We start from the raw sequence: 18,745 nt of genomic DNA, 5'->3' as shown, positions 1-18,745 counted from the left end.
TCACCGCACAACGGCACGGACAACAATCCATTCCTCACTGCTCCGAAGGGGTGAGCACCATGACTTGGTGGGCGACAAGCGCGGACAGCGGAAACAAGCACGGCGGAGGCGGCTCGGACGAGGGTGGCAACACCAACGATGGGCAGAACCCCGCGGACGGTCGCTGAGTGGACGCGCACAGCATGAAGGAGGCGGGCCCCAAGCGGCTCGCCTCCGCGCTCCTGAGCGAGGGAGCGCTGGCCGACGACTGGCTGCCGGCATTCGAGGCCGTACCCCGTCACCTCTTCGTCCCGGACGTCATCTGGCCCGGCCGGGCCGGAATGAACCGGCAGAGCGATCGGGTGAGCCGTGGTGAGGACCCCGACACATGGTGGGCGGCCGTCTATCGCGATGCGCCGATCACCACGCAGTGGGACGACGGGGCGTACGCCGGAGCCGGCAAGGGCAGGGTGCCGTCCAGTTCCAGTTCCATGCCGACCATGGTTTTCTCCATGCTCAACGTCTTGAGCGTCGAGCCAGACCAGCGCGTGCTGGAAATCGGTACCGGCACCGGCTGGAATGCCGCTCTGCTTTCCCATCGGCTGGGCGCGGAGAACGTCGTCACGGTGGAGGTGGACGAGGCCAGTGCGCGCGACGCCCGCAAGCGGCTCTCGGCGGCGGGCTTCCACCCATTGACGATCGTCGGCGACGGAGCACGGGGATACCCCGACGCCGCCCCGTACGACCGCCTGATCGCCACCTGCTCCGTCGGCCACGTGCCCCGCGCATGGGTGGCGCAGACCCAGCCCGGCGGGCTGATCGTCGCTCCATGGGGGCCCGTGTACGGAGGGGAGGCGATTGTGCGCCTGACGGTTGCCGGGAACGGCACCGCGACCGGCTTCTTTACCGGCTCATCCGCGTTTATGCGGCTCCGCGCGCAGCGGATGGAGCGGCGGCACATCCGCGAGTACCTCAAGGGGATGAAGTGGCCGGCGGACGGGGTGAAAAGCCTGACTCACCTATCTCCTGAAGCAGTTGGCGACTGGGCGGTTATGTTCGCCATCGGAGTGCAAGTTCCCGGCGCGTTCCCATGGATGGAGGAGTACCCGGACGGCTCATACACGCTCTGGCTTCGGGATACGGCCGTCACGTCCTGGGCGACCGTCGAGTACGAAGCGGACCGTACGGAGTTCGAGGTTCGCCAGTCGGGGCCCCGACGCCTCTGGGACGAGGTAGCGGCCGCCTACCGGTGGTGGGACGAACACGGCCGGCCGGACTTCGGCCGCTTCGGCCTGACCGTGGACGAAGACGGCGAACGCGTGTGGCTGGATTCGCCCGGCGATCCCGTGCCCGTCCAGCATTCCTGCTGAGCGTGTCAACTCACCTGTGGAGCAGAGAAGACGCCAGGTCTGCGACCCCCGTCAAGGGCGCGACGATCGCAAGCACGATCGAGTGATTGCTCGCCATCCACCCCACACGCCGCCATCCATAGCCATACGGTCCGATCATGGTCACTTCGCGCCACGAGGCCTCGCACCGGATTTTCCAGGAACGTCCGGAGCTATTGAGACCCGTCTTCCAGATCCTGGGTGTCCCCTATCCCGCGGAGGCGGGCGTGGAGGCGCTCACACCCGACACCACGGAAATCCGGCCGTTGGAGCGGCGCGTGGACAGCGTGCTGCGCATCAAGCCACCCGACGGCGGAGGGTTCCTCCTCGCCATCGAGGCGCAGGGGCGCCGCGACGAGGACAAGGCGGTCAACTGGGCGTACTACCTCTCCCATCTCAAGGCGAAGTACCAGCGCCCGGCGCTGCTGCTCGTGGTCTGCCAGGACAAGGCAACCGCCACCTGGGCATCCGGGCCCTTTGAGCTCGGCACCAAGGACTGGACGGCGCTGTCCCTGCACCCGCTGGTCCTCAGCCCCGGAAACGTCCCGGAGATCCTGGACCAGGAGGAGGCGGCCAAGGACCCGACCCTTGCCACCTTCTCCGCCTTGACACACGGCCGTAGCCCGAATCTTCCGGCCATACTTGAGGCACTGGCGCGTGCGCTGGGAACGGCTGATCCGCAGACCGTCAAGTACTGCAGTGAACTACTCGAGATCGGCCTGGGGGACACCCCGGCAAGAGAGACTTGGAGGATGCTGATGCCTGGAACCTTTTTCCCCGGCCGGGGCACGCTCATCGAGGAATCCTTCGAGGAAGGCCGGGAGGAAGGCCGGGCCGAGGAGCGGGCGAGGCTGGTGCTGGTCGCGCTTGAGCGGCGCGGGATCTCGGCCTCCCCCGAAGTGCGACAGCGGGTCACCGAGTGCAAGGACCTCGACACCCTGCAAATCTGGCTGGACCGCGCCTTCTCCGTCGCCACGGCCGACGAACTCTTCGCCGACGAACACTGACAGCATCCCCGCCATGGACGCTCGCCCGCAGCGACCCCCACCGGCGAGCGTCCGCCCTCACCAGGCCCGCCCCGCCGCCCCCGTCGCGAACACCGGGCTGGTGGCTCCCGCCGGGGGCTCGGTGAGCGGTTCGGCGATTTCCGTGGCCGTTGGGCCCACCCGGGCCGCGATCCGGTCCAGCAGTCGCAGGTCGAAGCCGTAAACAACCGCCGCGTTGCCGCCCACCATCGCCGCGACCTCTTCCCGTGGCAGCCCCGCGTAGGCGGCCCTCAGCCCTTCCCGGGAATGGGGGTAAGTGCCCTCGTCGTGGGGGTAGTCGCTGCCCCACATGATCTTGTCGATGCCGATCCGGTGCCGTAGGGGCGCCTCATGCGGCCGCATAAAGCTGGCGCCCACGAAGCAGTTCTCCCGCCAGTACGCGCTCGGCGCCCGTACCCCCAGGCCCGCGCCGAACTTGGCCTCGGCGGAGTCCAGTTGGGCGCGGGAGGTGGTCAGCCGGGCGTGGTAGTAGTCCAGGGTGGCCAGGACGGGCGGGATCCAGCCCGCGCCCTGTTCGGTGAGGACCAGGCGCAGGCCGGGGTGGCGCTGGAAGGCGCCGCCGAAGCAGAGGTGCCATAGCGCGCGGTGGGAGAACCAGGTGGTTTCCACCATGAAGACGGCCCTGGCGGCCGGTTCGTGGCCCAGGGGCGGGGAGGCGGAGCCGCCATGGTGGTTGACGGGGACGCCGAGTTCGGCACAGACGGCCCACAGGGGGTCGTAGACAGTGGAGTGGAGCTCGGGCAGGCTGCTGCCGGGCGGGGTGCCGGGGAGCAGGATGCCGCCGGTCAGCCCGGCGGCATGGGCGCGGCGTACCTCCCGTACCGCCTCGTCCACATCGTTGAGGAGGATCTGGGCGACCCCGGCCCGGCGGCCGGGGGCCAGGGCGCAGAAGTCGGCCAGCCAGCGGTTGTGGGCGCGCAGCCCGGCCCAGCGCAGGGTGAACTCCTCCCTGGTGGGCGCGGGGGCGAGCAGGGAGGCACTGGGGAAGAAGGGCGGAATGGTGTTGGGGAAGACAACCTCGGCGACAATGCCGTCCGCCTCCAGTTCGGCCAGCCGGCGGTCGGAGTTCCAGTTGCGGTCGGCGGTGTCGGCGAGCAGGTCCTCGTAGGGGTTGACATAGGTCGCCGCCCAGGCGTCGAAGGCGTCGTGGTGCGCTCGCGCCAAGTACGGCCGGTAGTCCAGGAGATCGGCTCCGGCGTGGCAGTCGGCGGAGATGACCGTGTAGCGGCCGGCGGTCACGGCGCCGTCGCGGGGGCCGGTCACACGTCCCTGCCCATGGCCGGGAAGTCGCGGTCGGTCAGCCAGTGACGGCCGGTCTCCCGGGAGCGGGCCCAGGACGCCTCCACCGCCGACTGGTCCGCGGGCTGGCCCAGTTCGGCGGGCGTGGGACCGATCCGGGCGGCCAGCGGGGCGAGCGCGGCGGTGTCGAAGCCGAAGACCTCGGCGGCGGACAGCCCCAGCATCCGCCGGGTCTCGCCGACCGGAATGTCATGGAAGGTGTCCCGCAGCCAGCGCCGGGTGTGCGGCCAAGTGCCTTCCGGGTGGGGGAAGTCGGAGCCCCAGAGGATGTTGTCCACGCCTATCTCATAGCGCTGGGCCAGTTCCCGCCGCTTGGTGTTGGTGGCACAGATGAAGACATTGCGGTCCAGATACTCATGGGGCGGACGGGGCAGCCCGGAGAAGGGCGAGAGTTTCCGGCCGCCATGCGCACCCAGATAGAGGCGGTCCATGAACCACAGCAGATTGGGCAGCCACCAGCAGCCGGACTCGGCGATGCCGAAGCGCAGCCCCGGATGGCGTTCGAAGACCCCGGACCAGAGCAGGAACCACAGCGGCCGGGCCGGCCACCAGGTCACCTCGGTGACATAGATGCCGAGGTGATCGCCGTACTCCTGGCGCGGGGCGGCCCCGGAGTGGGTGAGCACCGGCATGCCCGCCTCGGCGGCCGCCGCCCACACCGGGTCGTAACGCCGGTCATGGTACGGCGGGTTGCCGCCCCACATGGCGGGGATCATCAGCGCGCGCAGTCCGGACTCCCGGGCCCGTTTGATCTCGGCCAGCACCTCCGGCACCTCCGCGGTCACCGGCAGCAGCGCCACCCCACGGTGCCGCTCCGGATGCCCGGCACAGAACTCGGCCAGCCAGCGGTTGTGCGCCCGGGCCCCGGCCATGCCCAGTTCGGGGTCGTGGTCGCCGGACAGGCCCAGCCCGACCCCGAAGGGGGCGGCGTTGCGGCTGTCCACCGCGTCGGCGTCCGGGAAGACCACCTCGCCGGCCACCCCGTCCCCGTCGAGTTCCTTGATCCGCTGCGCCGGGTCCCAGCCGCCGCGCAGCCCCTCCCGGTGCTCCTCGAACCAGCGCGTCGCGAATGCCTCGTTGCGCACCCCCAGCCGTGTCATCTCGGCCTGCCGGGCGGCGCGTTGGGCGAGGAAGTCATCGAAGGCGCGGTGGTGGCGGCGCTCCAGGTACGGGCGGTACTCCTCGGTGGGCAGCCCGGCGTGGCAGTCCGAGGAGATCACCAGATAGGGGTCCGAGTACGTCATCGGGCACTCGCCTCCGGGGGCCGGGGCCGGTCGAGGATCTGGTGGACGTCGTCATAGCGCTGGTGGACATAGGGCAGCAGATCGCCGGCGCTCACCTTGGCGGCCACCCGGCCCCGCTGGGCGGTGCTCCGCTCGCCCAGGGTGAGGTCCAGCAGGCGCCGCACCGGCAGATCGGCCACCGGGTCGTACATCGACTCACCCAGCACCACATCGCCGGTGACGGCCTCCAGCCTGCGCACCCGCTCGGTGCGGGTGCAGTAGACCAGCAGCGGGCCGGCGTCGAAGCCCTCGCCGTCCACCGCGGGCAGGAACTTGAAGTAGAAGTCCAGGCGCTGGGACGGTGCGGGCAGCGGCAGTTCGGCGGCGACGGCGCCGCGCACCTCCAGGAAGGCGATGCCATGCCGGGCCAGCCGCGCCCGCACCACCATTCCCTCGCGCTCCAGGACCACCTCGCCCAGCTTCTTGGGCTCGCCGAACACCTCCCGGCCGCCGGTCAGCGCCCGTTCCTCGGTCATCGGCATCACCAGCGGGTACCAGCCCTCGTGCCCACCGTGCCGGGCGGACACCGCCACCGATCCGGCACCCAGCGGCCGGCCGTACAGCGCCACGGTGCTGACGGCGGCCCGTACCAGGGGGCGCGGGCCGGGCTCCAGCGGTGGCGGAAGCACCGCCGCCACGGCATCCGGATCGCTCTCCCAGTGCGCCACCAGCCCGGTGGACCAGACCTCCGGCACCGCCGCCCGGCGGGTCCCGGCCATCTCCTCCGCGTCGCGCGGGCCGTACCGTACGCGTGCCATCCGCGTCACCGCCCTGTGTCGTCTTGGGTTCTGTAACACAGTTACAGCGCCACCGCCCAGGGGTAAACACCATGCGATGGACGGGAGTTGGGTTTGAGCCGCGAGGAGATCCTGCGGGCCGCCGCCCGCCTGGTACGGGAGCGGGGGCCGCGTGCGCTGACCATGCGGCGGCTGGCCGAAGAGCTGGGGACGGCCGTCACGGCGATCTACTGGCATGTGGGCAACCGCGAGGCGCTGCTGGACGCGCTGGTGGAACGTACGCTCCAGGAGTTCGCGGCCATCCACCCCACCGGGCGCACCCCGCGCACCCGTATCGTCTCGCTGGCCCGGACGCTGCGCGCCGAACTGCGCGCCCGGCCGCACCTCATCGCGATGGTGCATGAACGGGGGCTCACCGAGCGGCTGTTCCTCCCCGTGCGCCAGGCCCTGGTGAAGGAGGCCCAGGCGGCCGGTCTGCGGGGAGCCCGGGCGGCCGCGCTGGTGCGCGCGGTGGAGTTCCTGGTGGTGGGCTCGGTACTGGTGGAAAAGGTGTCGGGGCCGGAGGGCGAGCGGATGGCGGCGGATACGGTGACAGACGGCGCCAAGACGGGCGGCGCCGTGGCCCGTGATGCCGTGACCCCCGATGCCGTAGTGGCGGGCGAGGGTGACCGGGCGCTGGAGCGGGCCCTGGCGCGGCCGCCCGATCCCGGGCGGCTGTTCGAGCTGTCGGTGCGGGCGGTGGTGCGGGACCTTCTGAGTCGGTAATCCTTTGCCGCAAGTGCGGTTCCGGCAAAGGAAATCCGCCCCCGAGCGAGCCTGGAAACCGTTGGCGCGGGGCGGAAGGGCCCGCCTAGGATCGCTGATGCGGGGGCGGCTCCGCGGCTGCCTGCGCACCCACTCCCCGCCCCCGCCTATGGGGGTTTCAGGGGGAATGGTCCGTGTCCACATTGCAGGCAGTGCTGCTGCGCCGCGCCCGGGTCTGGTTTGTTGACCATGAACTGTCCTGTGGAGCAAAGGGGATGGACTCGCACCTGGCGGACGGGTTGACAGCGCTGGAGGGCGAGCTGCTGGACCGGGGGTACGCGCTCAGCGAGCCCTTGCGCGGTGCGCTGGGCTCGGCGGGGGTGGAGGCCCTGGCGGACGGCGGCAAGGGGTTGCTGCGGGCGATCGACGGACTGCTGGGCGTGGAGCGTACCCATATGCCGCTCTTCGGCGAATTCCCACGAGCCCTGCCGCCGCACACTCAAGCACTTTATGTGGAACGGGTGTTCAGCCTGCTGCGGGAGCGGCCATGGCAGCCCTGTGTGCTGTGCGGTACGGCACGCCCGGTGCACCCCCTGTCGCCCTGCGCACATCTGGTGTGCCAGGACTGCTGGGACGGGGCGGAGTACGCGGGGTGCCCGCTCTGCCATCGCCACATCGACCGTACGACCCCCTTCCTGCGGACCGATGCCCCACCGGCCGCGCCGGGTAGGGGCGTTGGGGGCGGGCCGCTGCTTCCGCTGGTGCTGGGTACGGACCGGGGCGCGGAGGCGGCGGCCGCGCTGGCCGGGCTGCTGGAGCGGCGCACTCCGCTCTGCCCTCAGGACCGCGAGGACCTCAAGGTGCTGCTGGCCCATGCCGCGCCCGGCGGGCTGGACTGGCTGCCGGCGGCGATCCCGGTACCGGAGAGCAGGGCACTGGTGCTGGGCGGCCTGCTGGCCCTGGGCGCACCGGTGGGCGACCGGCTGCCGGGGCTGCTGACCACGGCCACCGATGTGCTGCGGCTGTTGTGCGTCTGGTCGGGAGGCGAGGCGGACCCCTCGGCCGTGCCGAGGATGCGGAGCCTGCCCCGGCCGGTGCGCCGCCAACTGCTGGCGCTGCTGGGTGGATTGGAGATGCCGGTCCTGGTGGGCGGCCTGCTGCGCCATCCCGCCGCCTGGAAGCGGGTGGCCGAGATGCTGCACCCTTATGAGCATCACCGGCGGTATCCACGGGTGGCGCTGGCCTTCGCCGTGCTGCGGAGGACGGACGTCCGGCGGTCCGGTGCGCTGGGTGAGGGGCTGCGCGCCATGGCGGCGGCTCATCCTGAGGCGGTCGTTCTGCATGGTGACCGGCTCGGCAGGCGGGGCCCGGCCTGACTGGAGCTCCGGCGGGACGGCCGTGACTCCACCCGACGACTGACCGGAATGCATATGTCTGAGACAGCATGTGTCCGGGAAGCCCCGTCCGGGCAGGGCTTGCTTCATGGTTGCGCTGTCGAGTGAGATACGGGCGCGGATCGAGGCGCCGCACATCTGGTACGTGGGTACGGTCAACCGGGACGGGTCGCCCCATGTGAGCCCGATGTGGCTGGGCCATGACGGGGATCTGCTCCTGTTCAACACCGCGGTCGGCCGGATCAAGGAGCGCAATCTGCGCCGTGATCCGCGGGTGTGCCTGTCCCACGCCGACCCGGCCGACGCCTATGACCGGGTACAGATCCGGGGCCGTGCCATCCGGTTCATCACGGGGCCGGAGGCGGACCGGAACATGGACGTACTGGCGCGGGTCTATCTGGGCACCGAACGGTTCGAGTGGCGTATCCCGGGTGAGCGGCGGGTGATGGTGCTGGTGGAGCCCTCGCGGATACGTCATGTGGTGGGGGTCGAGCCCTTACCGGGCGGGGCGCCGGGGGAAGGCGGCGTATCCGGCGGCGCTTGAGCAGGCCGCCGCGTCGGCGCCCCGGAGTTCACACACCGTTCCGGGATGCCCCGAAGGGGCTTTGACCGTACGGCAGTTGACCAGCGTCTGCCTGGAGAGCTCCCCCAAGGGGCGCGGGGCGGCACTTGCTGGGCGCGCCAAGCGAACCGGTCGGGCCTATATCACACCTCAATCAGGCCCCGACCGGCAGGGCCTCAACTCGCCGGACCGGGCCCGCCGCTGGCCTGATCCACTCGCACGGAGATCGGCCAGGGGCCTGGTTGTCAGTGGTGGCCCTTAAGCTTTTGGACCATGCTCGACGACAGCACCGCAGCCGCATCGCCCGCCTCCTGGCCGGCCGCCTATCCCGAGGGGTACGCGGTGGTCGATGTGGAGACCACCGGGCTCGCCCGGGATGACCGGATAGTGTCGGCCGCGGTGTACCAACTGGACACCCATGGCCGGGTGGAGGACAGCTGGTACACGCTGGTCAATCCGGAGCGGGACCCGGGCCCGGTGTGGATTCACGGGCTGACCTCCGAAGTCCTGGCGGAGGCACCGCTGTTCAAGGACATCGCCGCCGACTTCGCGGACCGGCTGGCCGGGCGGGTGCTGGTGGCGCACAACGCGGCCTTCGACTGGTCGATGATCGCCCGGGAGTATGCGCGGGCCGGGATGGAGGTCCCGGTGCGGCAACGGCTGTGCACCATCGCACTGTCCAAGGAGCTGGGGCTGTCGCTGCCCAACCACAAGCTGGAGTCGCTGGCCGCGCACTATGGCGTGGTGCAGCAGCGGGCCCACCACGCCCTGGACGACGCCCGGGTGCTGGCCGAGACCTTCCGGCCCAGCCTGCACCGTGCGGCAGAGGCCGGCCTGCGGCTGCCACTGCTGGCCTGTCAGCCGCTGACCGAGTGGTCGGACGGCCCCTCCGCCCGCTCGCCGCGGATCGGGTACCAGCCCTCGTACCGGTCGGCCGGCTGGCGGCCCAGCCGTCGGCTGCCGCCCTGCCCCTATCCCAACCCCGGCCGCTATGAACCGGGCAAACAGCTCATCCAGGGCATGCGGGTGGCCTTCTCCGGTGACACCTCCATCGACCGGGAGCTGCTGGAGGACCGGACCATCGAGGCCGGGCTCCATGTGGCGAGCAGTGTCTCCAGGCTCACCAGCCTGCTGGTCACCAATGACCCCGACTCCCCCACCGGCAAGGTCACCAAGGCGCGGTCCTTCAACACTCCGGTGGTGGACGAGGCGGCCTATGTCCAGCTGCTCTCCCATGTGGTCCCGGCGCCGGGGGGCGGGGCGTAGGCCGGGCGCGGGCGGCGCGCAGCACCCACCGGAGGGACCGCCGGGGACACCAGGTAACGTCGATGCGTGTACCGCTTCCTGCTGACCCGGCAGTGGGTGATCCTCACGCTTGTGGGGCTCGTCCTCATTCCGGTGATGATCAAACTGGGCTTCTGGCAGTTGCATCGCCATGAGAGCCGGGTCGCGCGCAACCACCAGATCGGCCGCCAGCTCTCCGCCGCTCCGGTTCCGGTCACCGAGCTGAGCTCGCCCGGCCGGGATGTGTCCGGAAAGGACGTCTGGCGCCGGGTGAGCGCGACCGGCAGCTATGACCCCAAGGACGAGGTGGTCGTCCGCTACCGGACGGACGACTCCGGCAAGTCCGGCTTTATGGTCGTCACCCCGCTGATGCTGGCGGATGGCAAGGCGGTGCTGGTCAACCGAGGCTGGATCCCGGCCGACAGCGGTCAGCTGCAGTACCCCAAGGTTCCCGCCCCGCCCTCGGGCAAGGTCACCATCACCGGCCGGCTGCGCGCGGACGAGACCACCCACTCCAGCGGTATCAAGGACACCAAGGGGCTGCCGCCCCGGATGGTGATGCTGATCAACAGCCGGCGGCAGTCCGAGCAGCTGCACCGGCCGCTGCTGGGCGGCTATATCGAGCTGGCCGAGGCGCCCTCGGGGAGCGACCAGCCGGAGCCGGTGTCCGCCCCTGACCACAGCAGCATCGGCAATCACATGGCCTATGCGGTGCAGTGGTGGCTGTTCTCGGCGTTCGTTCCGGTGGGCTGGGTGATCCTGGTCCGCCGGGAGCGCCGCGACCAGCAGGCGGCCGCCGCCAAGAAGGCCGAGGAGGCGGAGCAGGCGGCCGCCCCTGCCGCGGCGGCGCCCAGCACGGCAGACTGAGCGCATGGATCTTGGGCTCAAGGACCGGGTGTATGTACTGACCGGCGCCAGCCGCGGGCTGGGCCATGCCGCCGCGCGGGAACTGGTGGCCGACGGGGCCCGGGTGGTGATCTCCGGGCGGGACGAGAAGACGGCCGCCGCCGCGGCCGCCCGGCTGGGCGGAGGCGCCGTCGGGGTGGGAGCGGACAACGCCGACCCCGCCTCGGCCGAGCGGCTCATCGACACCGCGCGGGAGCGGTTCGGCCGCTTCGACGGCATCCTGATCAGCGTGGGCGGGCCGCCCGCCGGCTCCACCGCCGAGATCGGCGAGGAGCAGTGGCGGGCCGCCTTCGAAAGCGTCTTCCTGGGCGCGGTGCGACTGGCCCGGGCCGCGGCGGCGGAACTCTCCGAGGGCGGGGTGATCGGCTTTGTACTGTCCGGGTCCGTCCATGAGCCCATCCCCGGGCTGACCGTCTCCAATGGACTGCGGCCCGGACTGGCCGGGTTCGCCAAGTCGCTCTCGGTGGAGCTGGGCCCCCGGGGCATCCGGGTGGTAGGGCTGCTGCCCGGCCGGATCGACACCGACCGGGTCCGCGAACTGGACGCGCTCTCCGGCGACCCGGAGCAGGTCCGGGCCGGGCACTCGGCGCGCATTCCGCTGCGGCGCTATGGGAGTCCCGAGGAGTTCGGGCGCTGCGCGGCTTTTCTGCTGTCGCCTGCGGCGTCCTATCTCACCGGCTTGATGCTGCCGGTGGACGGCGGAGCCCGCCACGGCTTCTGACGCCCGTCCACACGGCGCGGGGTGCCCCACTACTGGTGGCGCGGGGTGCCCCCAGGGGCGTCGGGTGCCCCATCAGGGGCGCGGGGAACTGCGCGACCAGCCACGTACGGCCTGCGGCCGACCGGCAACCGTCGTTGGCAGACGCCGTTTCGTCGCCGGGTGCCGCCCGATGGGCGGTTGTGCCCACCCTCCCCCAGCTACCGCTGGGAGGTGCCCCCATCGCCCTGCGGAACGACTGCCCACAACCGGCGGGGTGCCCCGCGATCAACCGCCAAGTGGGGCACCCAACCGTGCGCACCCCAAACCGTGCTCACTCAACCCGCTCCGCCCGATGGCGGACCACCCTCAACCGCACCCGCGCCGGCAACCTCACCAGCCCCACCGAACTCCGCGCATGATCCAGCGCCTCCGCGCACAGCCGGTGCAGCGCGGCCGCCGGTGCCGAGTGCGCTCCCAGGGTCAGGGTCACCCGGACCTCGGGGGCGCTGCGCCGCCCGGTCAGGGTGACCATCGCCGCATCGACTCCGGCCAGCTCCGCCGCCTCCGCGGCCATCGCTTCCTCCAGGGCCCGCCCGCGCACCAGCACCAGGTCCTCGTCACCGCCGTTGACCATGACCGAGTCCAGCCGGCGGCGCCGCAGCTGGGCCAGCAGCCACCACAGGGCCACCAGCACCAGCAGGGAGAGCACCATGATCACCACGGGCCACCACCAGTCGCTGCCCTGCCACCGGCGCCGGTGGGCGGCGCTGAGCAGGACGTCATGCGGTCCGGCGAAGGGCCAGCCGGAAGGCAGCGACAGATCCCAGCGCCGCCGCAGATCCAGCGCACCGGCCAGGACGGCGGCGCCCAGCCCCAGCAACAGCACTCCGGCCAGCGCCAGCAGCACCCGGTTGACCACCTTCAGCACCACATTCACCGCCTCACCGACCTCACGGCCCTCACCGCCGCACCGCACGCTGCACCCGCACCGCGAGCACCGGCTGTCGGCCCAGCCCCAACTCCCGTACCGCCTCGGCCAGTACGGCGTCCACATCGGCCCGGACCTCGTCCAGGTCCCGGAAGTGCGCCTGGACGCGGACCCGGATCACCCGGCGCCCCACCTCCACGCGTACCGCCCGTACCCCGGCGATCTCCAACACCCGGTCCCGGAGCACCAAGGCCGCCGCCCGCCGGTCCAACCCGGCCCGTACTTCGGGGAGTTCATGGCGCATCGGCAGCACCCCGCGCATGCCCGGGGTGACGGCCAGCGCGATCAGCCACAGGCCCAGCAGCATGGCCAGCACCGCGCCGGCGATCACCCAGCCGTTGCCCAGGTGCCGGGTGGCCAGCTCATGGGCCAGCCGGCGGCGCCAGTGCATGGCGGGGTGGTGGGCGCGTACCGCCGCCACGTCGTAGAGGAACAGCCCGGAGACGGCCATCAGCACCAGGGCGGCGATGGCCGCGGGCACCCGCCTGGACGACCAGAAACGGCCGGAGGGTTCCGGCTCCGGCCGCGGGCCCTTGCCCAGATGGACGGGACCGCTCATCGCACCCGCCCCGCGCCCGCGCGGTCCAGGTGCGGCGAGTGCAGCCGTTCCACCGTGATCACCACCTCCGGCACGCTCATCCCCGCCAAGGTCTCGAGGCGCTCGGCGACTTGGCGGCGTACCGCACGGCAGCGGGCCCGGAGATCCACCGGGTAGCCGAGCTCCATATGGACGCGTACCCGCGCGGACTCGTCCCGCACCACCACCGAGGCGGTCGGGGCAGCATGGTGCTCGCGCAGTTCACCGGCGAGCGCCTCGCGCGCCGCCCGGGAGGCGATTTTGGCCACCACGCGATCCGCCACGCGGGTGGCCCCCCGCTCTCCCGGTGGTACCTCACGCCCTCCCCCCATCGCCTACCTCCGCCGTCCGTCGCGCTCGCGGTCCCGCTCACGCGGCCGGAAGAAGTCGCCCGGCTCCAGGTCCCCGTCCAGGAACCGGCCGGCCATGAACCCAATGGCGCCCAACGCCGCCACCAGCAGAAAGGCCCCGAATCCGCCGAAGTATCCGGCGAAGCCGAGTGCCATGCCGGCGATCAGGCCGGCCACGGCCATGCTCATCACGCGCTCCTCACTGAATCCTCGGCGAGGGCTCTTCCTCTTCCTCGTCAGGCAGCTTCACATCGCTCACCGCGATATTGACCTCGACCACTTCCAGACCGGTCATCCGCTCCACCGCCGCAATGACGTTCTCCCGCACCGCGCGGGCCACATCCGCGATGGCCACGCCGTAGTCCACGACGATCTCCAGGTCCAGGGCGGTCTGTACCTCGCCGACCTCGGCCCGGACGCCACGGGAGACGGACTTGCCGCCGCCGGGCACCCGGTCGCGGACCGCCCCGAAGGTACGGGCCAGACCGCCGCCCATGGCATGCACGCCCAGCACATCGCGCGCCGCCATCCCGGCGATCTTCTCCACGACCCCATCGGCAATGGTGGTCCGGCCCCGTTCGGCCGGTGCAACCTGCGGTTCCTTGGCCGGAGTCTCCGTACCCGGGTGCTCGCTCATCGTCGATCGCCTCTCTTCCAGGGAACGTCCCAAATCAAGGGATCCATGGGAAGGGAAAATCGTCCACCGGTCCTTTTGTCCACCTTAGGGGCTGCTACGCGGATCGTCGCGGGCTTCCTGCGGCAGGCTGGTGGCATGGATGCGGACGCGTTGGCGACGGCGGTACAAAGGCAACTCGCACTGGGCAGACTGCTGCCGCTGGGCGGGGCGGCGGACGGGGCGTGGATCACCGAGGCGGCGGCGGCCGACGCCCTGCGGCGGGCGGCGGCCCGGCTGCGGGGCATCCGGCTGGGTGAGCTGCGGCTCGCCCCGGCGGAGCGGGGTACGGCGTGCGCTCCCGCGGTACCGCCCCCGCCGAGCGCCCTGCCGCCGGGGCCGCTGCGGATCGAGGCGGAGCTGGCGGTCAAGGCGGACCAGCCGCTGCGGCCGGCGGCGGAACGGCTGCGGGCGCGGTTGCTTCAGGCGGCCCGGGACGGGCTGGGGCTGGCGGTCCGTACGGTGGACCTCCGGGTGACCGGACTGCTGGACGCCCCGGCGGGGCGGGCGCCCGTGGCGCGCCGCCCCTCCCCAGCGCCGCCGGGAGAGCCGGACCACCCGGCGCTCTCCGTCCCCGGCGTCGCGCGGCTGGCCCCGGTGCTGGGCCTGTCCCCGGGGGACGAGGCCCACCAGCAGGTGCAGATCGCGGTCGCGGACGGGTTCCGGGCCCTGGATGTCGCCCTCGCGGTCCGCCGCGCACTGACCACCGGCCCGGTCCGCACGGTCGCCGTAGTGGTAACCGCCACCGGCACCCGCTGACGCCCCCTTCAGGGGCGCGAGGAACTGCGCGACCAGCCGCCCACGGCCCGCACCCGAACGCCAAGGGCACGCCCCACCAGGGGCGCGGGGAACTGCGCGAGCAACCACATACGGGCCGCACCCGAACGACCAGAGCCGCAGGCAGACGCCGCATCATCGCCGGGTGCCACCCGGTGGGCGCAACCGTGCGCGGGAAACTACTCCCCCACCCCAGCCAGATCACGCAAGCGACGCCCCTGCGCAGCCCGCTCCGCCGCCCGCTGGTCGTCGTAAGTGCGGCCCGCAGCCCCCCGCAGCAACGCCTTGGTCTCGATCACCGCATCCCGCGGCGCGGCCAGCAGAGCCGCGGTCAAGTCCTCCACCGCTGCGGAGAGTTCGGCGGCGGGCACCACCACATTGGCCAGCCCGATCGTCTCCGCCTCCGCGGCATGGACAAAGCGCCCGGTGGCGCAGATCTCCAAGGCCCGGGCGTAGCCGACCAGTTGCACCAGCGGCTGGGTGCCGCAGAGGTCGGGCACCAGCCCCAGACTGGTCTCGCGCATGGCGAACTGCGCATCGTCCGCGCACACCCGCAGATCGCAGGCGAGCGCGAGCTGGAAGCCCGCACCGATCGCATGCCCCTGTACGGCGGCGATGGAGACGATGTCGCTGCGCCGCCACCAGGTGAACGCCTCCTGGTAGCGGGCTATTTCGGCGTCCAGGTCCGCGTCCGAGCCACGGGCCAGGTCGATAAAGGACGGCTCGCCCTCGAAGCCCTCGGGCGTGAACGCCTGGCGGTCCAGCCCCGCGGAGAAGGACTTGCCCTCGCCGCGCAACACCGTCACCCGCACACTGCCCGGCAGCAGCCGCCCCGCCTCGGCCAGGGCCCGCCACAGGGCGGGCGACTGGGCGTTGCGCTTGGCGGGGTTGGTGAGGGTGATGGTGGCGACCGCCTCATCGACAGTGAGCCTTACGCCGTCCTGGTCGAGCAGGGCCTTGGGGCCGGTCATGGGAGCCTCCGAATACGGCTGCAGTCGCAGTGTGCTGGCTGCTTGTTGACTGCACAGTAACCACCCGGCCGACTGCTCGGCCGACCGGGTGGCACTGCCCACGTTCGCTGCCCGGACGGTGCGTGGCCCCGGACCGAGGCCACGGTGCGCGGCCTCAGACCGAGGCGGCCTTCTTGCCGCGCGTCGCTCCGCCGCGACCCCGGAGGATCACGCCGGATTCGCTGAGCATCCGGTGAACAAAGCCATAGGAGCGGCCGGTCTCTTCGGCCAACGCCCTGATGCTCGCACCGGCGTCGTACTTCTTCTTCAGGTCTGCCGCGAGCTTCTCGCGCGCAGCGCCGGTCACCCGGCTGCCCTTTTTCAGAGTCTCAGCCACCCGTGCCTCCTCATGGGAGATGCGCCTCTTGTCTCTCATGATCACCCCTAGCCGGGATCCTGGCCACCCATTCGGCAAGGTCGATGACAGAAGGTTTCCGCGAGAGCGGCCTCGGAGCTCGCCCGGAACAACCGATTCCGCCCGTTCCGGCCCGTACGGCCGTACGAGTGGCGGCCCAGCGCGGCCGCGAAGTGGCAGGTCAGGGGTAGCGCGGGGAGCGCGCGGCGGAAGACCGGCCCGGGAGGGGGCCGGTGCGCGCGCCGGAGTGCGGCACCACACCGGGGGATGAGCCGTACTCACTCAGATGAAGGATCACGCATCGGCCGAATGATCCGGACCGGGTGATCAAGCGGGTGACCGGACGGCCGTCAGGCGAGGCTGACCAGGTCCGCGTAGTCCGGCCCCCACAGGTCCTCCACGCCGTCCGGGAGCAGAATGATCCGCTCCGGCTCCAGCGCCTCCACGGCCCCCTCGTCGTGGGTCACCAGCACCACCGCGCCGGTGAAGGTGCGCAGCGCGGAGAGGATCTCCTCGCGGCTGGCCGGGTCCAGGTTGTTGGTGGGCTCGTCCAGCAGCAGCACATTGGCCGATGAGACCACCAGGGTGGCCAGGGCGAGGCGGGTCTTCTCGCCGCCGGAGAGCACTCCGGCCGGCTTGTCCACATCGTCCCCGGAGAACAGGAAGGAGCCCAGCACCTTGCGGACCTCGACCAGGTCCAGGTCGGGGGCGGCGGAGCGCATGTTCTCCAGGACCGTGCGGTCCGGATCCAGGGTCTCGTGCTCCTGGGCGTAGTAGCCCAGCTTCAGACCGTGACCCGGGGTGACCCGCCCGGTGTCCGGCTGCTCGGCACCGGCGAGCAGGCGCAGCAGGGTGGTCTTGCCCGCGCCGTTGAGGCCCAGGATGACCACCCGGGAGCCCCGGTCGATGGCCAGGTCCACATCGGTGAAGATCTCCAGCGAGCCATAGGACTTGGAGAGGCCCTCGGCCATCAGCGGGGTCTTGCCGCAGGGCGCGGGCTCGGGGAAGCGCAGCTTGGCGACCTTGTCGGAGGCGCGCTCGGCCTCCAGGCCGGACAGCAGCCGCTCGGCCCGGCGGGCCATGTTCTGGGCGGCCACGGTCTTGGTGGCCTTGGCCCGCATCTTGTCGGCCTGGGCGTTGAGCGCGGCGGCCTTCTTCTCGGCGTTCTGCCGCTCCCGCTTGCGGCGCTTCTCGTCGGCCTCGCGCTGCTGCTGGTAGAGCTTCCAGCCCATGTTGTAGACGTCGATGACCGAGCGGTTGGCGTCCAGGTAGAAGACCTTGTTGACGACCGTCTCCACCAGATCGACATCGTGGGAGATCACCACAAAGCCGCCCCGGTAGGTCTTGAGGTAGTCGCGGAGCCAGGCGATGGAGTCGGCGTCCAGGTGGTTGGTGGGCTCGTCCAGCAGCAGGGTGTCGGCGTCCGAGAACAGGATCCGGGCCAGCTCCACCCGGCGGCGCTGGCCGCCGGAGAGGGTGTGCAGCGGCTGGGTGAGGATGCGGTCGGGCAGGCCCAGGCTGGCGGCGATGGTGGCCGCCTCGGCCTCGGCGGCGTACCCGCCCTTGGTGAGGAACTCGGTCTCCAGGCGCTCGTACTTCTTCATCGCCTTTTCCCGGGTGGCGCCCTTGCCGTTGGCCATCCGGTCCTCGTTCTCGCGCATCTTGCGCAGCACCGTGTCCAGGCCGCGGGCGGAGAGGATACGGTCGCGGGCGAGCACATCGAGGTCGCCGGTGCGCGGGTCCTGCGGGAGGTAGCCGACCTCGCCGGAGCGGGAGATGGTGCCGGCGGCCGGGATGCCCTCGCCCGCCAGGCACTTGGTGAGGGTGGTCTTGCCGGCGCCGTTGCGGCCCACCAGGCCGATGCGGTCGCCCTTGGCGATGCGGAAGCTGGCGGACTCGATGAGGACGCGTGCGCCGGCGCGCAGCTCGATGCCGGAGGCGGTGATCAAGGGAACTACTCCTGAGCAGGGTGGACGGCGGTGGGACGGGGGCGTGGGTACGGCCGCGCTGCGCCGGGCGGGCGGGCGGCGGCGCCGTCTAATCCGCGAGGAGAGAAGCCATGAGGACGATTCTAACGGTGCGGTGCAAGCGGATTTCCGGGTACGGGTGCGGACGCCTGGCCGGCGGCCTGGGGGGTACCTGCCTGATGGGCCTGGCGCCGGCCCTCGCCGGAAAGGTACGCAAGCGATCATTCGCGGATACTCGGGAGGGGAGCCGCGGCGCCTTCCGTTGACCACACAAGAGGCTTGACCACAGAAGAGGTGAGCGTTGTGACGGGTTTGCGCACGGCCAGGCCGTCCATTTGTCCCGCCCTGCTGTACCGGGATCCCAAGGCCGCCATAAAACAGCTGATCACGGCCTTTGGCTTTACCCAGTCCGCGTACTACGAGAGCGAGGACGGCACCGTGCTGCACGCCGAGCTGGTGTATGGCAACGGCATCGTGATGGTGGGCTCGGCGGACCGGGAGGGGGCCTTTGTGGAGGCGATGGGCAGCGGCGGCCCGGCCGGGATCTATGTGCTGGTGGCGGACGTGGACGCGCACTGCGCCCGCGCCCGGGAACACGGCGCGGAGATCCTGGCCGGCCCCACCGACCAGGAGTACGGCTCCCGCGACTATATGGCCCGCGATGTGGAGGGCAATGTGTGGACCTTCGGCAGCTACGCCCCGTCCGGCCCGGAGGCAGACGGCTGA

21 protein-coding genes are annotated in these 18,745 nt (G+C 71.4%); 10 read left to right on the top strand and 11 right to left on the bottom strand.

Annotation, left to right across the window (positions count from 1 at the left end; all coding sequences use genetic code 11):
* Positions 1-182: 182 nt before the first annotated feature.
* Positions 183-1,349, top strand: a complete 1,167-nt coding sequence (locus CV755_RS01600) for a methyltransferase domain-containing protein (RefSeq protein ID WP_193553329.1) — start codon at positions 183-185, stop codon at positions 1,347-1,349.
* A 137-nt stretch (positions 1,350-1,486) separates the two neighbouring features.
* Positions 1,487-2,374, top strand: coding sequence for a hypothetical protein (locus CV755_RS01595; RefSeq protein ID WP_109278295.1), 888 nt, complete (start codon positions 1,487-1,489; stop codon positions 2,372-2,374).
* Positions 2,375-2,431: 57 nt separating this feature from the next.
* Here the strand turns inward: CV755_RS01595 and CV755_RS01590 are convergent, their stop codons facing one another.
* Genes CV755_RS01590 through CV755_RS01580 form a run of 3 tightly spaced genes read right to left on the bottom strand, consistent with a single transcriptional unit; the run spans position 2,432 to position 5,753 of the window.
* Positions 2,432-3,676, bottom strand: a complete 1,245-nt coding sequence (locus CV755_RS01590) for an amidohydrolase family protein (protein ID WP_241560901.1) — start codon at positions 3,674-3,676, stop codon at positions 2,432-2,434.
* Positions 3,673-4,956, bottom strand: a complete 1,284-nt coding sequence (locus CV755_RS01585; RefSeq protein ID WP_109278294.1) for an amidohydrolase family protein — start codon at positions 4,954-4,956, stop codon at positions 3,673-3,675. Before CV755_RS01585 ends, CV755_RS01590 begins: the two co-directional genes overlap by 4 nt.
* On the bottom strand, positions 4,953-5,753 hold the full coding sequence (locus CV755_RS01580; RefSeq protein WP_109278293.1) for an acetoacetate decarboxylase family protein: 801 nt from the start codon (positions 5,751-5,753) through the stop codon (positions 4,953-4,955). The genes CV755_RS01585 and CV755_RS01580 overlap by 4 nt, the downstream gene beginning before the upstream one ends.
* Positions 5,754-5,846: 93 nt before the next feature.
* Between CV755_RS01580 and CV755_RS01575 the strand changes: the two genes are divergently transcribed.
* From CV755_RS01575 to CV755_RS01550, 6 genes are all read left to right on the top strand, one after another.
* Complete coding sequence (locus CV755_RS01575) at positions 5,847-6,497, top strand: TetR/AcrR family transcriptional regulator (protein ID WP_241560900.1); 651 nt, start codon at positions 5,847-5,849, stop codon at positions 6,495-6,497.
* Positions 6,498-6,670: 173 nt separating this feature from the next.
* Positions 6,671-7,852: an RING finger family 4 domain-containing protein gene (locus tag CV755_RS01570; protein WP_241560899.1), complete on the top strand. Its 1,182-nt coding sequence runs from the start codon at positions 6,671-6,673 to the stop codon at positions 7,850-7,852.
* 106 nt (positions 7,853-7,958) lie between these two features.
* Positions 7,959-8,414: a PPOX class F420-dependent oxidoreductase gene (locus CV755_RS01565; RefSeq protein WP_109278290.1), complete on the top strand. Its 456-nt coding sequence runs from the start codon at positions 7,959-7,961 to the stop codon at positions 8,412-8,414.
* A gap of 291 nt (positions 8,415-8,705) precedes the next feature.
* A complete protein-coding gene (locus tag CV755_RS01560; protein WP_109278289.1) occupies positions 8,706-9,698 on the top strand; it encodes a DEDDh family exonuclease in 993 nt (330 codons plus the stop codon).
* Between the two features lie 66 nt (positions 9,699-9,764).
* A complete protein-coding gene (locus CV755_RS01555; protein ID WP_109278288.1) occupies positions 9,765-10,583 on the top strand; it encodes an SURF1 family cytochrome oxidase biogenesis protein in 819 nt (272 codons plus the stop codon).
* A gap of 4 nt (positions 10,584-10,587) precedes the next feature.
* Positions 10,588-11,343 (top strand): SDR family oxidoreductase, encoded by a 756-nt coding sequence (locus CV755_RS01550; RefSeq protein ID WP_109278287.1) that lies wholly within the window; start codon positions 10,588-10,590, stop codon positions 11,341-11,343.
* 310 nt (positions 11,344-11,653) lie between these two features.
* On the opposite strand, the gene amaP is transcribed toward CV755_RS01550, so the two are convergent.
* The 5 genes from amaP to CV755_RS01520 are packed head-to-tail and all read right to left on the bottom strand — an operon-like array spanning position 11,654 to position 13,874.
* Positions 11,654-12,259, bottom strand: a complete 606-nt coding sequence (amaP, locus tag CV755_RS01540) for an alkaline shock response membrane anchor protein AmaP (protein WP_109278345.1) — start codon at positions 12,257-12,259, stop codon at positions 11,654-11,656.
* 22 nt (positions 12,260-12,281) lie between these two features.
* A complete protein-coding gene (locus tag CV755_RS01535; RefSeq protein WP_193553324.1) occupies positions 12,282-12,869 on the bottom strand; it encodes a DUF6286 domain-containing protein in 588 nt (195 codons plus the stop codon).
* Positions 12,866-13,219, bottom strand: coding sequence for an Asp23/Gls24 family envelope stress response protein (locus CV755_RS01530; RefSeq protein ID WP_109278285.1), 354 nt, complete (start codon positions 13,217-13,219; stop codon positions 12,866-12,868). Before CV755_RS01530 ends, CV755_RS01535 begins: the two co-directional genes overlap by 4 nt.
* 3 nt (positions 13,220-13,222) lie before the next feature.
* A complete protein-coding gene (locus tag CV755_RS01525; RefSeq protein WP_109278284.1) occupies positions 13,223-13,426 on the bottom strand; it encodes a hypothetical protein in 204 nt (67 codons plus the stop codon).
* A 10-nt stretch (positions 13,427-13,436) separates the two neighbouring features.
* Positions 13,437-13,874 carry an Asp23/Gls24 family envelope stress response protein gene (locus CV755_RS01520; RefSeq protein ID WP_109278283.1) on the bottom strand — a complete coding sequence of 146 codons (438 nt, stop codon included), beginning with the start codon at positions 13,872-13,874 and terminating at the stop codon, positions 13,437-13,439.
* A gap of 135 nt (positions 13,875-14,009) precedes the next feature.
* Here CV755_RS01520 and CV755_RS01515 point away from each other — a divergent pair, with 135 nt between their 5' ends.
* Positions 14,010-14,669, top strand: coding sequence for a hypothetical protein (locus CV755_RS01515; protein WP_109278282.1), 660 nt, complete (start codon positions 14,010-14,012; stop codon positions 14,667-14,669).
* Between the two features lie 197 nt (positions 14,670-14,866).
* Here CV755_RS01515 and CV755_RS01510 read toward each other — a convergent pair whose 3' ends face one another.
* The 3 genes from CV755_RS01510 to CV755_RS01500 form a co-directional block, all read right to left on the bottom strand.
* Positions 14,867-15,658, bottom strand: coding sequence for an enoyl-CoA hydratase/isomerase family protein (locus CV755_RS01510; protein ID WP_109278281.1), 792 nt, complete (start codon positions 15,656-15,658; stop codon positions 14,867-14,869).
* 154 nt (positions 15,659-15,812) lie between these two features.
* A complete protein-coding gene (locus CV755_RS01505) occupies positions 15,813-16,034 on the bottom strand; it encodes a helix-turn-helix domain-containing protein (protein ID WP_018541244.1) in 222 nt (73 codons plus the stop codon).
* A gap of 368 nt (positions 16,035-16,402) precedes the next feature.
* A complete protein-coding gene (locus tag CV755_RS01500; protein ID WP_109278280.1) occupies positions 16,403-18,001 on the bottom strand; it encodes an ABC-F family ATP-binding cassette domain-containing protein in 1,599 nt (532 codons plus the stop codon).
* Between the two features lie 321 nt (positions 18,002-18,322).
* Here CV755_RS01500 and CV755_RS01495 point away from each other — a divergent pair, with 321 nt between their 5' ends.
* Positions 18,323-18,745: a VOC family protein gene (locus CV755_RS01495; protein WP_109278279.1), complete on the top strand. Its 423-nt coding sequence runs from the start codon at positions 18,323-18,325 to the stop codon at positions 18,743-18,745.

The sequence above is a fragment of the Streptomyces orinoci genome, from assembly GCF_003121295.1.
Lineage (GTDB): Bacteria > Actinomycetota > Actinomycetes > Streptomycetales > Streptomycetaceae > Streptomyces > Streptomyces orinoci.
Note: the sequence above shows the minus strand (reverse complement) of the source record. Positions and strands in the feature narration are given on the sequence as shown.

Coding starts and splice junctions, on each gene's coding strand:
- CV755_RS01565 (WP_109278290.1), top strand. CDS start 7,959: ATGGTTGCGCTGTCGAGTGAGATACGGGCGCGGATCGAGGCGCCGCAC.
- CV755_RS01525 (WP_109278284.1), bottom strand. CDS start 13,426: ATGAGCATGGCCGTGGCCGGCCTGATCGCCGGCATGGCACTCGGCTTC.
- CV755_RS01585 (WP_109278294.1), bottom strand. CDS start 4,956: ATGACGTACTCGGACCCCTATCTGGTGATCTCCTCGGACTGCCACGCC.
- CV755_RS01560 (WP_109278289.1), top strand. CDS start 8,706: ATGCTCGACGACAGCACCGCAGCCGCATCGCCCGCCTCCTGGCCGGCC.
- CV755_RS01535 (WP_193553324.1), bottom strand. CDS start 12,869: ATGAGCGGTCCCGTCCATCTGGGCAAGGGCCCGCGGCCGGAGCCGGAA.
- CV755_RS01520 (WP_109278283.1), bottom strand. CDS start 13,874: ATGAGCGAGCACCCGGGTACGGAGACTCCGGCCAAGGAACCGCAGGTT.
- CV755_RS01530 (WP_109278285.1), bottom strand. CDS start 13,219: ATGGGGGGAGGGCGTGAGGTACCACCGGGAGAGCGGGGGGCCACCCGC.
- CV755_RS01515 (WP_109278282.1), top strand. CDS start 14,010: ATGGATGCGGACGCGTTGGCGACGGCGGTACAAAGGCAACTCGCACTG.
- CV755_RS01580 (WP_109278293.1), bottom strand. CDS start 5,753: ATGGCACGCGTACGGTACGGCCCGCGCGACGCGGAGGAGATGGCCGGG.
- CV755_RS01595 (WP_109278295.1), top strand. CDS start 1,487: ATGGTCACTTCGCGCCACGAGGCCTCGCACCGGATTTTCCAGGAACGT.
- CV755_RS01550 (WP_109278287.1), top strand. CDS start 10,588: ATGGATCTTGGGCTCAAGGACCGGGTGTATGTACTGACCGGCGCCAGC.
- CV755_RS01600 (WP_193553329.1), top strand. CDS start 183: ATGAAGGAGGCGGGCCCCAAGCGGCTCGCCTCCGCGCTCCTGAGCGAG.
- CV755_RS01510 (WP_109278281.1), bottom strand. CDS start 15,658: ATGACCGGCCCCAAGGCCCTGCTCGACCAGGACGGCGTAAGGCTCACT.